Annotated in this window: 11 protein-coding genes; 9 read left to right on the plus strand and 2 right to left on the minus strand. The window is 66.0% G+C overall.

Annotated elements, in window-relative coordinates:
- Positions 1-71 precede the first annotated feature (71 nt).
- From hutI to DSD28_RS22815, 9 genes are all read left to right on the plus strand, one after another.
- On the plus strand, positions 72-1295 hold the full coding sequence (gene hutI / locus DSD28_RS22775) for an imidazolonepropionase (RefSeq protein ID WP_119258717.1): 1224 nt from the start codon (positions 72-74) through the stop codon (positions 1293-1295).
- A 42-nt stretch (positions 1296-1337) separates the two neighbouring features.
- Positions 1338-2873 (plus strand): histidine ammonia-lyase, encoded by a 1536-nt coding sequence (hutH, locus tag DSD28_RS22780; protein ID WP_119258718.1) that lies wholly within the window; start codon positions 1338-1340, stop codon positions 2871-2873.
- A 1-nt stretch (position 2874) separates the two neighbouring features.
- Positions 2875-3675, plus strand: coding sequence for an N-formylglutamate deformylase (gene hutG, locus DSD28_RS22785; RefSeq protein WP_119258719.1), 801 nt, complete (start codon positions 2875-2877; stop codon positions 3673-3675).
- Between the two features lie 16 nt (positions 3676-3691).
- Positions 3692-5368 (plus strand): urocanate hydratase, encoded by a 1677-nt coding sequence (gene hutU / locus DSD28_RS22790; RefSeq protein WP_119258720.1) that lies wholly within the window; start codon positions 3692-3694, stop codon positions 5366-5368.
- Entirely contained in the window at positions 5368-5946 is a 579-nt protein-coding gene (locus DSD28_RS22795; protein ID WP_119258721.1) for a HutD/Ves family protein, read from the plus strand. The genes hutU and DSD28_RS22795 overlap by 1 nt, the downstream gene beginning before the upstream one ends.
- A 71-nt stretch (positions 5947-6017) precedes the next feature.
- Positions 6018-7004 (plus strand): aldo/keto reductase, encoded by a 987-nt coding sequence (locus DSD28_RS22800; RefSeq protein ID WP_119258722.1) that lies wholly within the window; start codon positions 6018-6020, stop codon positions 7002-7004.
- 115 nt (positions 7005-7119) lie between these two features.
- Complete coding sequence (locus DSD28_RS22805; RefSeq protein WP_119258723.1) at positions 7120-7896, plus strand: ABC transporter substrate-binding protein; 777 nt, start codon at positions 7120-7122, stop codon at positions 7894-7896.
- 242 nt (positions 7897-8138) lie between these two features.
- Positions 8139-9092 (plus strand): LysR family transcriptional regulator, encoded by a 954-nt coding sequence (locus tag DSD28_RS22810; RefSeq protein WP_119258724.1) that lies wholly within the window; start codon positions 8139-8141, stop codon positions 9090-9092.
- 82 nt (positions 9093-9174) lie between these two features.
- On the plus strand, positions 9175-10299 hold the full coding sequence (locus DSD28_RS22815; protein WP_119258725.1) for an NAD(P)/FAD-dependent oxidoreductase: 1125 nt from the start codon (positions 9175-9177) through the stop codon (positions 10297-10299).
- Positions 10300-10334: 35 nt separating this feature from the next.
- On the opposite strand, the gene secD is transcribed toward DSD28_RS22815, so the two are convergent.
- Together secD and DSD28_RS22825 are read right to left on the minus strand one after the other, a co-directional pair.
- Positions 10335-12872 carry a protein translocase subunit SecD gene (gene secD, locus DSD28_RS22820; protein WP_119258726.1) on the minus strand — a complete coding sequence of 846 codons (2538 nt, stop codon included), beginning with the start codon at positions 12870-12872 and terminating at the stop codon, positions 10335-10337.
- 106 nt (positions 12873-12978) lie between these two features.
- On the minus strand, positions 12979-13401 hold the full coding sequence (locus tag DSD28_RS22825) for a hypothetical protein (RefSeq protein WP_119258727.1): 423 nt from the start codon (positions 13399-13401) through the stop codon (positions 12979-12981).
- Positions 13402-13538: the final 137 nt, after the last annotated feature.

Consider the following 13538-nt stretch of genomic DNA (forward strand, 5'->3'; position numbering starts at 1 on the left):
GAAAAATGGCTCTTGCGTCCGATGTGATTATGTATATACATTATCTCCATCACAGGGAAGAGGCAATCACGATGACGGCAACGGAAAACGACATCGCCCGCGTCTGGCGCAATGCCCGGCTTGCGACGCTCAACGAAAGCCTGCCCGGCCTCGGCATCGTGGAAAACGGCGCGATCGCCGTCGTCGACGGGCGCATCGCCTTTGCGGGTCCGGAAGCAGAGCTTCCCGCCATGTTCGCCAAGGCGGAGAGCATCGATTGTGAAGGCCGCTGGATCACGCCCGGCCTCATCGACTGCCATACCCATCTCGTGCATGCCGGCGACCGCGCCCATGAATTCGAGCTTCGCCTTGCCGGCGCCTCCTATGAGGAGATCGCGCGGGCCGGCGGCGGCATCGTCTCCTCGGTGAAGGCGCTGCGCGCGGCAAGCGAGGACGATCTGGTGCGGGAAACCCTGCCCCGCCTCGATGCGCTGATCGCCGAAGGCGTGACGACGGTCGAAATGAAGTCCGGCTATGGCCTCGACACGGAAAACGAACTGAAGTCGCTGCGTGCGGCCCGCCGCATCGCCGACGAGCGCGACGTCACCGTGCGCACCACCTTCCTCGGCGCCCATGCGTTGCCGCCGGAAATGAACGGCGACAAGACGGCCTATATAAAGAAGGTCGTCACCGAGATGCTGCCGGCCGTCGCGGCCGAGGGGCTTGCCGATGCGGTGGACGGCTTCTGCGAGGGCATCGCTTTTTCGACCGCCGAGATGACCGAGGTCTTCGAGGCCGCGAAGGCGCATGGCCTGCCGGTCAAGCTCCATGCCGACCAGCTTTCCAATCTGCACGGCGCCGAACTTGCCGCCCGCTACGGCGCGCTTTCGGCCGATCACCTCGAATATACCGACGATGCGGGCGCAGCCGCGATGGCGAAAGCCGGCACCGTCGCCGTCATCCTGCCCGGCGCCTTCTACTTCATTCGTGAAACCAAGAAGCCGCCGGTTGATCTCTTCCGCAAGCACGGCGTGAAAATGGCGGTCGCAACCGACGCCAATCCCGGCACGTCGCCGCTCACCTCCCTCCTCCTCACCATGAACATGGCCGCAACCCTCTTCGGCATGACCGTCGAGGAATGCATCGCCGGCACGACACGCGAAGCCGCTCGCGCGCTTGGGCTGGTCGACGAGGTGGGGACGCTGGAGGCCGGAAAATGGGCCGATTTCGTTCTCTGGAACATCGGCCGGCCGGCGGAACTGGTCTACCGCATGGGCTTCAACCCCATGCATGCCCGTATCCGCAGCGGACACTGATCACATCATACGCAGCCTGTGCGCTGCATCGGGAAATGAAACATGACGATCACGCTTCATCCGGGCTCCGTGCCCCTGAAAACCCTCGAAACCATCTACTGGACCGGCGAAGCCGCCAAGCTTGACGCGTCCTTCGATGCCGGCATCCAGAAGGCCGCCGCGCGCATCGCGGAAATCGCCGCCGGCGACGAGCCGGTCTACGGCATCAATACCGGCTTCGGCAAACTCGCCTCCATCAAGATCGCACCGGCCGATGTCGCGACGCTCCAGCGCAACCTGATCCTGTCGCACTGCTGCGGCGTGGGCAAACCGCTTGCGGAAAACATCGTGCGCCTCATCATGGCGCTGAAGCTGATCTCGCTCGGCCGCGGTGCGTCCGGCGTGCGTATCGAGATCGTCCGCCTGCTCGAAGCCATGCAGGCCAAGGGCGTCATCCCGGTCATTCCGGAACAGGGCTCCGTCGGCGCTTCGGGCGACCTCGCTCCCCTCGCCCACATGACCGCCGTCATGATCGGCGAAGGCGAAGCCATCTATGCCGGCGACCGTATGCCGGGTGGCAAGGCCCTCGAAAAGGCCGGCCTGAAGCCGGTCGTTCTGGCCGCCAAGGAAGGTCTCGCACTGATCAACGGCACACAGGTCTCCACCGGCCTTGCGCTTGCCGGCCTCTTCCGCGCCCACCGCGCAGCGCAGGCCGCGCTCGTCACCGGCGCGCTCTCCACCGACGCTGCGATGGGTTCCTCCGCGCCGTTCCATCCCGACATCCACACGCTGCGCGGCCACAAGGGCCAGATCGATGCGGCCGCCTCGCTTCGTGCACTGCTGGCCGGCTCCGTCATCCGCGACAGCCACATCACCGGCGACGAGCGCGTGCAGGATCCCTATTGCATCCGCTGCCAGCCGCAGGTCGATGGCGCATGCCTCGATCTCCTGCGCTCGGCCGCCCATACGCTCGAAATCGAAGCCAATGCCGTGACCGACAACCCGCTCGTCCTGTCGGATAACAGCGTCGTTTCCGGCGGCAACTTCCATGCGGAGCCCGTGGCCTTCGCCGCCGACCAGATCGCGATCGCGACCTGCGAGATCGGCGCTATCGCCCAGCGCCGCATCGCGCTGCTGGTCGATCCGGCCCTCTCCTTCGGCCTGCCGGCCTTCCTCGCCAAGAAGCCGGGCCTCAATTCGGGCCTCATGATCGCGGAAGTCACCTCGGCCGCGCTGATGAGCGAGAACAAGCAGATGTCGCATCCGGCCTCGGTCGACTCCACCCCGACCTCCGCCAACCAGGAAGACCATGTCTCCATGGCCTGCCACGGTGCCCGCCGCCTGCTGCGCATGACGGAAAACCTCTCCGCCATCATCGGCATCGAGGCGCTGACGGCTGCCCAGGGCATCGAGTTCCGCGCACCGCTCACCACAAGCCCGGAGCTGCAGAAGGTCGTCGCCGCACTGCGCACCGTCGTGCCGACGCTGGAGGAAGACCGCTACATGGCCCCGGACCTCGCCGCCGCCGGCACGTTCGTCTCCTCGGGCGCGCTCGCCGCTTCCGTCACCAAGGGTATCCTGCCGGTTCTGGAGGCCTGACATGGCACTCTTCGAAACCCACCAGGGCACCTCGCCCGTCATTCTCGCCTTCCCGCATACCGGCACGGATGTTCCTGCCGATATTTGGGAGCGCCTGAACGACAATGGCCGCATCCTCGCGGATACGGACTGGCACATCGAACGCCTCTATGACGGCCTGCTGCCGAACGTGACGACCGTGCGCGCCACGTTCCACCGCTATGTCATCGATGCCAACCGGGATCCGGCTGGCGTCAGCCTCTATCCCGGCCAGAACACGACGGGCCTCGTTCCGGAGACGGATTTCGACGGCAAGCCGATCTGGAAGGATGGCGAAGCGCCGACCGAGGCCGACATCGCCTACCGGCTCGCCAATTTCCATGCGCCCTACCACGCGGCCCTCGCCGCCGAGATCGAGCGTGTGAAGGCGATCCATGGCGTGGCAATCCTCTACGACTGCCACTCGATCCGCTCGCTGATTCCCTTCCTGTTCGAGGGCCGGCTGCCGGACTTCAACGTCGGCACCGACATGGGGCGCACCTGCGCGAAGGAAATCGAAACGGCGACGTTCGAGGCCTGCGCGAAGGCCGAAGGCTATACCAGCATCCTCAACGGCCGCTTCAAGGGCGGCTGGACGACGCGCCACTACGGCAAGCCGGAAACCGGCGTGCACGCCATCCAGATGGAGCTCGCCCAGGTGAGCCATCTGTCCACGGAAGTCCCGCCCTTCGATCTGGACGCGGAAAAGGCCGCACGGCTCCGCGTTCACCTGAAAGACATTCTGCAACGCATCGAGGCGCTCGCCTCCACCCTCAAACGCTGATCCGGGAGAACCAGCCATGACCGACAATCCCCGCCACAATATCCGCGAAGTCCGCGCCGCCACCGGCACCGAACGCACCGCCAAGAGCTGGCTGACCGAAGCGCCGCTGCGCATGCTGATGAACAACCTCGACCCCGACGTCGCGGAAAACCCGCACGAACTGGTCGTCTATGGCGGCATCGGCCGCGCCGCCCGTACCTGGGCCGATTTCGACAAGATCGTCGCCTCGCTGCGCGACCTTGAAGAAAACGAGACGCTGATCGTGCAGTCCGGCAAGCCGGTCGGCATCTTCCGCACGCACAAGGATGCGCCGCGCGTTCTCATCGCCAACTCCAACCTCGTGCCGCACTGGGCCACCTGGGATCACTTCAACGAGCTGGATAAGAAGGGCCTTGCCATGTACGGCCAGATGACGGCCGGCTCGTGGATCTATATCGGCTCGCAGGGCATCGTTCAGGGCACCTACGAGACCTTCGTGGAAGCCGGCCGCCAGCACTATAACGGCAACCTCAAGGGCAAGTGGGTCCTCACCGGCGGCCTCGGCGGCATGGGCGGTGCCCAGCCGCTCGCCGCGGTCATGGCCGGCGCTTCGTGCCTTGCCGTCGAGTGCAACCCGGACTCGATCGATTTCCGCCTGCGCACCCGCTACATCGACGAGAAGGCCGAGACGCTCGACGAAGCCATGGCGATGATCGACCGTTGGACGAAGGCCGGCGAAGCCAAGTCCGTCAGCCTGCTCGGCAACGCAGCCGAGATCCTGCCGGAAATGATCCGCCGCGGCATCCGCCCCGACATGGTCACCGACCAGACCTCCGCCCACGACCCGATCAACGGCTACCTGCCGAAGGGCTGGACGATGGCCGAGTGGAAGGCAAAGCGCGAAAGCGACCCGAAGGCTGTCGAAAAGGCCGCCCGCGCTTCCATGCGCGAGCACGTCGAAGCCATGATCGCCTTCCAGGACATGGGCATCCCGACCTTCGACTACGGCAACAACATCCGCCAGGTCGCCAAGGAAGAAGGCCTCGAAAACGCCTTCGCCTTCCCGGGCTTCGTGCCGGCCTATATCCGCCCGCTGTTCTGCAAGGGCATCGGTCCGTTCCGCTGGGCCGCTCTCTCGGGCGATCCGGAAGACATCTACAAGACCGACGCCAAGGTGAAGGAGCTGCTGCCCGACAACAAGCACCTGCACAACTGGCTGGACATGGCGAAGGACCGCATCGCCTTCCAGGGCCTGCCGGCGCGCATTTGCTGGGTTGGCCTCGGCGACCGCCATCGCCTCGGCCTCGCCTTCAACGAGATGGTCAAGAACGGCGAACTGAAGGCTCCGATCGTCATCGGCCGCGACCACCTCGATTCGGGTTCCGTCGCCTCGCCGAACCGCGAGACGGAATCGATGAAGGATGGCTCGGACGCCGTATCCGACTGGCCGCTGCTCAACGCCCTGCTCAACACCGCATCCGGCGCGACCTGGGTGTCGCTCCACCACGGCGGCGGCGTCGGCATGGGCTTCTCGCAGCATTCGGGCGTCGTCATCTGCTGCGACGGCACGGATGAAGCCGCCGAGCGCGTTGGCCGCGTATTGTGGAACGACCCGGCGACCGGCGTCATGCGCCACGCCGATGCGGGCTACGACATCGCGCTCGATTGCGCCCGTGAAAAGGGCCTGCGCCTGCCGGGCATCCTGGGCAACTGATGAGCCGGTTGCTCCGCAACGCCGACCATCGCCGCATGCCGTGGAAGAACGGCGGCGGCGAGACGGTCGAGGTGATCGTGCATCCGGAAGGCGCGAGCCTTTCGGATTTCGGCTGGCGCGTCAGCATGGCGGGCGTGGCGAGCGACGGTCCCTTCTCCGTCTTCCCCGGCATCGACCGCACGCTGGCGGTGCTTACGGGCGACGGTATGGAACTGTCCATCGAAGGGCTTGGCGAGAGGCTGCTGACACCAAAGTCCGCACCGCTCCCCTTCCCGGCCGATGCGCCGACCACGGCACGCCTTCCCGGCGGGCCGATCACCGACCTCAACGTGATGACGCGGCGCGGCGTTTTCGGGCACAGCCTCGCGCATTACGTCGCCGAGGGCGCGAAGGCGCTCCCGGCATCGTCGGGCCAGCGTCTGCTGCTGGCGCTCGAACCGCTCGGCGTCTCCACGGCGGATGGCCTCCTCGGCCTCCAGCCGCTCGACGCCCTCGTGCTCGATAGCGCGGAGGAGGCGGAAGTGGTGCCGGCGGGCGCAAGCGCCGCCTTCTACCTCGTCGAAATCACGTCGGCCTGACCGGCGTTCCTTGTCCGTCCCTTCCTGGGATGTTACCTCCCGGCAAATTCATTTTTTGCCGGGAGATTTTCATGAGACATCGCACATTCGGCCGTACGGGCTTCACCACCACGGATATCGGCTTCGGCGCCTGGCAGATCGGCGGCGCCTGGGGTGACGTCAGCGAAGCGGATGGCCGCGCCGCCCTTCACGCTGCACTCGATGCCGGCATGACCTTCATCGACACCGCCGACGTCTATGGCGACGGCCGCTCGGAAAAGATCATCGCCGACGTGCTGAAGGAACGTGGCGGTGAGCGCCCGATGGTGGCGACCAAGGCCGGTCGCCGGCTCTCCCCGCATGTCGCTGACGGTTACAACAAGGCCAATCTCGAAAGCTTCATCGACCGCAGCCTGAAGAATCTCGGCGTCGAATGCCTCGACCTCGTGCAGCTGCATTGCCCGCCGACCGAAGTCTATTACCGCCCCGAGGTCTTCCAGGCACTGGAAGAGATCAAGGCCGCCGGCAAGATCGCCGATTACGGCGTCAGCGTCGAGAAGGTCGAGGAAGCGCTGAAGGCGATCGAATATCCCGGCGTCGTCAGCGTGCAGATCATCTACAACATCTTCCGCCAGCGCCCGGCGCGGCTCTTCTTTGAGGAGGCCGCCCGCCGCAAGGTCGCGATCATCGCCCGCGTGCCGCTGGCAAGCGGCCTGCTCTCCGGCAAGATCACGCGGGACACCGCGTTTGCCGCCGACGATCACCGCAACTTCAACCGCAACGGTGACGCGTTCGACGTCGGCGAGACCTTTGCCGGCGTGCCTTTCGAGACGGGCCTGCAAGCCGTCGAGGAAATCCGTGCACTGGTGCCGGCGGGCGAGAGCATGGCCGCCTTCGCGCTGCGCTGGATCCTGATGGCGGATGCCGTCAGCGTGGTCATCCCGGGCGCTCGCAACGGCGAACAGGCGAAAGCCAATGCGGCGGCCGCAAGCCTGCCCGCCATCCCGGAAAACGTGATGGAAGCGACGCGCGAGGTCTATGAGCGCCTCGTCGCACCGCATGTCCACCAGCGCTGGTAAAACAGGCAAAGCGCATAAACTGAAATGATAGCCAACATTATGGCTATCTATTTCGTTTATGCGCGGCCCCGCGCTACCGTTCCCCATTGCTCGCAATCACAACTGGGGAACAACCATGAAAAGAATGCTTCTTGCGCTGGCTCTCGCAAGCTCCACCCTGCTTTCGGCCACCGCATCCGCCGAGACGCTGAAGATCGGCACGGAGGGCGCCTACCCGCCCTTCAACTTCCAGGATTCGGCCGGCAAGCTCGGCGGCTTCGACGTGGAGATCGGCCTTGCGCTCTGCGAGAAGATGAAGGTCGAATGCGAAGTCGTCGGCCAGGACTGGGACGGCATCATTCCGGGCCTCATCGCCAAGAAATACGACATGATCATCGCCTCGATGTTCATCACCGAGGAGCGCAAGAAGCAGGTCGCCTTCACCGACCCCTACTATCTTGCCGCCATGACCCATGCCGCGCCGAAGAATTCCGGCATCACCGACTTCACCAATGAAGGCATGAAGGGCAAGACCATCGGCGCCCAGTCCGGCACCACGCAGGCCGACTACGCCGCCGCCGTCTATCCGGACGCCGACATCAAGCTCTACCCGACACAGGACGAAGTGAACCTCGACATGGCCAACGGCCGTCTCGACCTGCAGGTCGGCGACATGATCCCGCTGCTCGACTGGGTCACCAAGAACGACGACGGCAAGGCCTGCTGCGAATTGATCGGCAAGCCCATCACCGATCCGAAATTCGTCGGCGAAGGCGTCGGCATCGCCGTGCGCCAGGACGACAACGACCTGCGCGAGAAGCTGAACGCCGCGCTGAAGGCCATCCGCGAGGACGGGACGTATCAGAAGATCAACGACAAGTACTTCTCGATCGATATCTATACGATGAAGTGAGCGTGGGAAGCGTAGCGCGCCCCTCATCCGGCCTGCCGGCCACCTTCTCCCCGCAAGCGGGGAGAAGGAAACAAGCGGAACCGCTTTCCTTCCTCTCTGCCGGAGTTGCTTGAGGAAAAGCAGTGCACCATCCCCTTCTCCCCACTTGCGGGGAGAAGGTCGCAGCAGCGGGATGAGGGGCAGCCCGGCCGCACAGGGCAAGAGCCCTTGCCTTCCCCCGCCCCGCCGTCCTAGCTAGGCGCATGCCGATCAACCGCCTCGAACGCTTCGCCCACAATCTCGACTGGAACCTCCTGCGCACCTTCGTCGTCGTGGTGGAGGAAGGCTCGATCACGCGGGCGGCGAACCGGCTGCTGCTGCAACAACCGGCCGTCAGCATGGCGCTGAAACGGCTGGAGCAATCGGTCGGCCACCGGCTGATCGACCGCAGCCCCGGCCGCTTCGAGCTGACGGAAGCCGGCGAGCGCCTCCATGCGCTCTGCCGCGACATCTTCACCGCCATCGTGCGCCTGCCGGAGGCGATGGAGCCCTCCGGCGAGGACATTGCCGGGCACATCACCATCCACGCCGTCAGCCACGCCATGAACCCGGAATGGGACCGGGCCATCGCCGATTTCTTCCGGTTGCATCCGCGCGTCACCGTCGGCGTGACGGTCGAGACGACGACGGACGTGATCCGCTCGGTCGAGCGGGGCGTCGCGACGCTCGGCCTTTCGGACGGCATCATTCCCGAGGGGCTGGACAAGGTGCCCTTCTGCTTCGAGCGCTATGCGCTTTATTGCGGGCGCGGACACCGGCTGTTCGGCAGGCGCGACGCGCGGCTCGAGGACCTGCGCGGCGAGCCCTATGTCAGCTTCCTCGCCGACGTGCTCGGCGGGCCGCATATGGGGCCGGTAACGGCGGTGCGCGCCGTCGGCTCCTTCGGCCAGCAGGTGCGGGCGCTGGCCTTCAACGTCGAGGAGGTGCTGCGCCTCGTCGTCGCCAATGCCGGCATCGGCATGCTGCCGGCCCACCTCACCGATCCGGCGCTGGCCGCCGGCGAGCTCTGGCAATTGCCGCCCTATGACGACCTACCGGTGACGGAGACCTTCCGCATCACCAATCCCGGCTCGGCGCTCAACCCGGCCGAGCGCGCCTTCCTCACCCATATCGCCGACGTGCCCGTCTGGCGCTGGGGCGAGCCGCATCAATCCTGATGATACCCGCCTTCAGCGCTATAAATTTGAAGAATATCGGCAGCTTTCGTAGGCCTTTCTCCACGAACAGACGGAGGCGGCCATGCAGACTTTCGACATCGCAATCATCGGCGGCGGCATTGCCGGCCTGTCGCTCGCCTATTTTCTGAGCCCGCACCGCTCCGTCGTGGTGCTGGAGCGGGAGGAGGCGCTCGGCTACCACAGCACCGGCCGCTCGGCCGCCGAATTCACCCTGCGCGACAACGCCCCCCTCGTGAACGCGCTGGCCCGCGCCAGCCATGCCTTCATGATAAGCCCGCCGGAGGGCTTTGCCGCCGTGCCGCTTCTCGTCGCACGCGGCAGCATCCTGTTCGGCGCCGAGGACAAGGCTGCGCTGGTGCGCGAACGCTTCGAGCAGACGAAGGCGCTCGGCGTCGCCGTCGAGTGGCTGGACGAGGCTGCGCTTCTTGCCCGCACGCCCATCATGAACCCGGCCTATGTCGCGGCCGCCTATTTCGACCCGGACTATTGGGACATCGAGGTGGACGCGCTCCTGCAGGCCTATGCTCGCCACGCCCGGCACAACGGCGCGCAGGTCCTCGAAAGGCGTCCCTTCACCGGCGCCCGACGGGACGGCGGCCGGTGGCTGATCGAGACCAATGGCGAAACCCTTTCCGCCGGCGTGCTCGTCAATGCGGCGGGCGGCTGGGCGGACACGGTCGCCAGCCTGTCCGGCGTCAAGCCCCTCGGCATCCTGCCGCACCGGCGCACCGCCGTCACGGTCGACCTGCCGGAGGGCGTGGATGCGGGCAGCCTGCCGGAAATGAACGAGATCGAGGACACGTTCTATTTCAAGCCGGAAGGCGGCCGCCTGCTTGCCTCGCCCGCCGACGCCACGCCCTGCGAGCCCGCCGACGTGCAGCCGGAGGAAATCGACATCGCCTATGCCGCCCATTATGTCGAGGAGGCGACGACGCTCAGTGTGCGCCGGGTCTTCCGCAGCTGGGCCGGCATGCGCAGCTTTTCCGCCGACCGCCTGCCCATCGTCGGGCCGGCTCAGGACGAGCCGTCCTTCTTCTGGCTCGCCGGCCAGGGCGGCTACGGCATCCTCACCTCGCCCGCCCTCGGCAGCCTTGCCGCCGCCCTCCTCACGGAAAGCCCGGTGCCGGAGCCGCTCGCCCGCGAGGGCATCGGGGCCGAGACCTTCAGTCCCGCACGCTTCCCCTGAAACGAAACGGGCGCCTCGAGGGCGCCCGTTCTGCTTTACGCTTCCGCAGCCGGCTTGCCGGCTGTGCCGGTGGCGCGGGCGGTGTCGCGATCCTTCCACCAGCGGCTGAGGAACAGCAGGATCGGGCCGCCGATATAGATCGACGAGGTCGTCGCGACGACGACGCCGAACAGCATCGGCCAGGCGAAGGGCTTGACCGTGTCGCCGCCCCAGATCGCCATGGGCAGCAGCGAGACCGCCACGGCGAGCGAGGTGAAGATGCATCGCATGACCACCTGGTTGATCGACAGGTCGATGAGGTCGGAGAACGGCATCGACTTGTACTTGCGCAAATTCTCGCGCATTCGGTCGTACACCACCACCTTGTCGTTGACCGAGTAACCGATCAGCGTCAGCACTGCGGCGATGGCCGTCAGGTTGAAATCGATCTGCATCAGCGAGAAGAAGCCGATCATCTTGGTGATGTCGAGGATCAGCGTCACGATGGCGCCCACCGCGAAGTGCCACTCGAAGCGCCACCAGATGTAGATCAGGATCGCCACCATGCCGAGGCCGACGGCGAGGAAGCCGGACCGCGCCAGCTCGGTGCTGACCGTCGGGCCGACCACTTCCGTGCGCTCGAAATTGGCGTCCGGGATCATCTCGGCAACGCCGTTGCGGATCTCCTGAAGCGCCGCGGTCTGCTCGGCCTCACCACCCGGCTGGCGCTGGACGCGCACGAGCACGGACGTGCCCTGGCCGAATTCCTGCAGCGCCACTTCGCCGAGGTTGAGGTCCTCCATCTTCTTGCGGAGCGTCGCGAGGTCGATGGGCGACTTGGAGGTCGCCTCGACCTGGATGCCGCCGACGAAGTCGATGCCGTAGTTGAGGCCCGGCGTGAAGAACAGGATGATCGAGCTCGTCGAGATGAAGGCCGACATGGCGATGGCGATGTAGCGGCCGCGCATGAAGGAGAAGGTCGGGATTTCCCAGACCTTGCCGAAGAGCGAATGGATATCGATCTTCTTCATCTTGCGCACGATGACCGCCTCGCGCATCAGGAAGCGCACGAAGGTGATCGAGGTGAACATCGAGATCGCAAGGCCGATGATCATGGTGATGGCGAAGCCGCGCACCGGGCCCGAGCCGAACATGAAGAGCAGGATCATGCCGACCATGGTCGTCATGTTGCCGTCGACGATGGTGGCGTAGGCCTTGTTGAAGCCGACGTCGAGCGCCTTCATGGCCCCGGCCCCACCCGCGGTCTCTTCACGGATACGGGCGTTGATCAGGATGTTGGCGTCCACCGCCATGCCGATGCCGAGGATGATGCCGGCGATGCCGGGCAAGGTCAGCGTCGAGCCGAGGAGGCCCAGCACGCCGATCGTCAGGATCGTGTGCAGCACGAGGCCGAGATTGGCGATGAGGCCCCAGGCGCCATAGAGCACCTGCATGAGGATGACGACGGCGAGAAGGCCGGCGAAGCCCGTATAAAGGCCCATGCGGATCGAGTCCGAACCGAGATTCGGGCCGACGGTGCGCTCCTCGATGATGGTGAGCGGTGCCGGCAGGGCGCCCGAGCGCAGCAGCGCCGAGAGGACGGTCGCTTCCTGCGGGTTGAAGTTGCCCGAGATCTGGCCCTGGCCGCCGATGATCGGCTCGCGGATGACCGGCGCCGTCAGCACCTTGCCGTCGAGGACGATGGCGAAGGGCTTGCCGACATTGGCCTGCGTGATTTCCGCGAATTGACGCGCGCCGGTGGAATCGAAGCTGAACGAGACGATCGGCTCGTTCGAGCGCTGGTCGAAGCCGGCCTTGGCGTCGGCCAGCCGGTCGCCGGAGATCGCCACGCGCTCCTCGACCGCATATTTGCGGCCGTCGTTCGCGCCGGGCAGGATCAGCACGCCGCGCGGGGCGACGCCGTTCGGATCCACGGTCTGGTCGACCATGTGGAAGCTCATCTGCGCGGTCGAGCCGAGAAGCTGGCGCAGGCGAGTCGGGTCCTGAAGACCCGGAAGCTGGACGAGGATGCGGTCGCCGCCGACGCGCTGGATCAGCGGTTCGGCAACGCCCACCTGGTCGACGCGGCGGCGGATGATCTCGAGGCTCTGCTCGACGGCGGCCGACATGCGCTCGTTGATGCCGGCTTCGGTCAGCGTCACGTTGATCTGGAGGCCGCTGGTCGCGACATCGATATCCGACGAGCCGGCGCCGAAGCCGAGCGTCGAGGTGGGCGCGGCAAGCTTGCGCACTTCCGGCAGCACCTTGTCGAGCGCCGCCTGGTCGGGCAGCGTGACGGTCAGCGTCGTGCCGTTGAGGCGGGCGGCCGAGGCACGCTCGCCGGCGGTGCGCAGGATCGCGCGGGTATCGTTGAGCAGCACGTCCATGCGCGCCTTGCGCAGCGCGGCGGAATCCACCTCCAGGACAAGGTGCGAACCGCCCTTCAGGTCGAGGCCGAGGGTGACGGGATTGGAGGGCAGGAAGTGCCCGTATTTCGCCTGCTGCTCAGGCGTCAGCACGTTCGGCACGGCCGCGAGCATCCCGAAGAGGATGATGGCGGCGGAGACAAACAATGCCCATTTGGAGGTTTTCATGGGGTTGTTCCACTTCAACTGCCGGAACGGCGCGACCGAAAAGGCCGGCGCCGACCGTGGGATCGGAATTCAATCGAATGGCGCGGCGCGTTAGCGCCGGAGGGCCTCAGGCGGCAAAAGCCGGAGGCGCGCGGCTGCGGAAGGCAGCACTGCCGGCCGATACCGGCGCCGCATCTTCCGCCGCCGGGAAGACGACGACGGACGCGGTTTCAAAGGGATAGAGCAGCGCGCCCGCGGACGGCAGGAGCGCCTTGCCGGCGGAATCGCCGTCCGCAAGGCCCGTCTTGGCCTTGGCGACGCGCCGTTCCGCATGGCTGCCGGCCGGGAACCAGAGGTCCTCGCCGGCAGACGAGAGCGGCGACGGCGCGAGTCCGCCCTCAGCGGCCGCGCGCTGCGGATGGCCCGGCGTTCCCGCATCGCCCGAAAGGGGAAATTGCGAGAAGAACAGCGTGAAAAGCAGCACGAGGAAGCCGACGGGTGCAAAACCCCGCTCCCAGATCGCCGCCTCTTTGCCTGTTCCGGTCGTCATGCCTGTCCTTAGCCTTCCCGCAATTCCCGATGGAGGAATTGCCGGGCGGAACGCCGCGCGAAGCAGTCTGCGCAGGCATTGCCGATGGTGCGCCAAGAAACATTTAACCCCCGGCAAGTCAAGTTCGCGGCGCCCAT

The sequence above is a fragment of the Shinella zoogloeoides genome, from assembly GCF_003574625.1.
GTDB lineage: Bacteria > Pseudomonadota > Alphaproteobacteria > Rhizobiales > Rhizobiaceae > Shinella > Shinella zoogloeoides_A.

Bases quoted from the DNA above. Each gene is read 5' to 3' on its own strand.
- hutI (WP_119258717.1), top strand. From the start codon at position 72: ATGACGGCAACGGAAAACGACATCGCCCGCGTCTGGCGCAATGCCCGG.
- hutH (WP_119258718.1), top strand. From the start codon at position 1,338: ATGACGATCACGCTTCATCCGGGCTCCGTGCCCCTGAAAACCCTCGAA.
- hutG (WP_119258719.1), top strand. From the start codon at position 2,875: ATGGCACTCTTCGAAACCCACCAGGGCACCTCGCCCGTCATTCTCGCC.
- hutU (WP_119258720.1), top strand. From the start codon at position 3,692: ATGACCGACAATCCCCGCCACAATATCCGCGAAGTCCGCGCCGCCACC.
- DSD28_RS22795 (WP_119258721.1), top strand. From the start codon at position 5,368: ATGAGCCGGTTGCTCCGCAACGCCGACCATCGCCGCATGCCGTGGAAG.
- DSD28_RS22800 (WP_119258722.1), top strand. From the start codon at position 6,018: ATGAGACATCGCACATTCGGCCGTACGGGCTTCACCACCACGGATATC.
- DSD28_RS22805 (WP_119258723.1), top strand. From the start codon at position 7,120: ATGAAAAGAATGCTTCTTGCGCTGGCTCTCGCAAGCTCCACCCTGCTT.
- DSD28_RS22810 (WP_119258724.1), top strand. From the start codon at position 8,139: ATGCCGATCAACCGCCTCGAACGCTTCGCCCACAATCTCGACTGGAAC.
- DSD28_RS22815 (WP_119258725.1), top strand. From the start codon at position 9,175: ATGCAGACTTTCGACATCGCAATCATCGGCGGCGGCATTGCCGGCCTG.
- secD (WP_119258726.1), bottom strand. From the start codon at position 12,872: ATGAAAACCTCCAAATGGGCATTGTTTGTCTCCGCCGCCATCATCCTC.
- DSD28_RS22825 (WP_119258727.1), bottom strand. From the start codon at position 13,401: ATGACGACCGGAACAGGCAAAGAGGCGGCGATCTGGGAGCGGGGTTTT.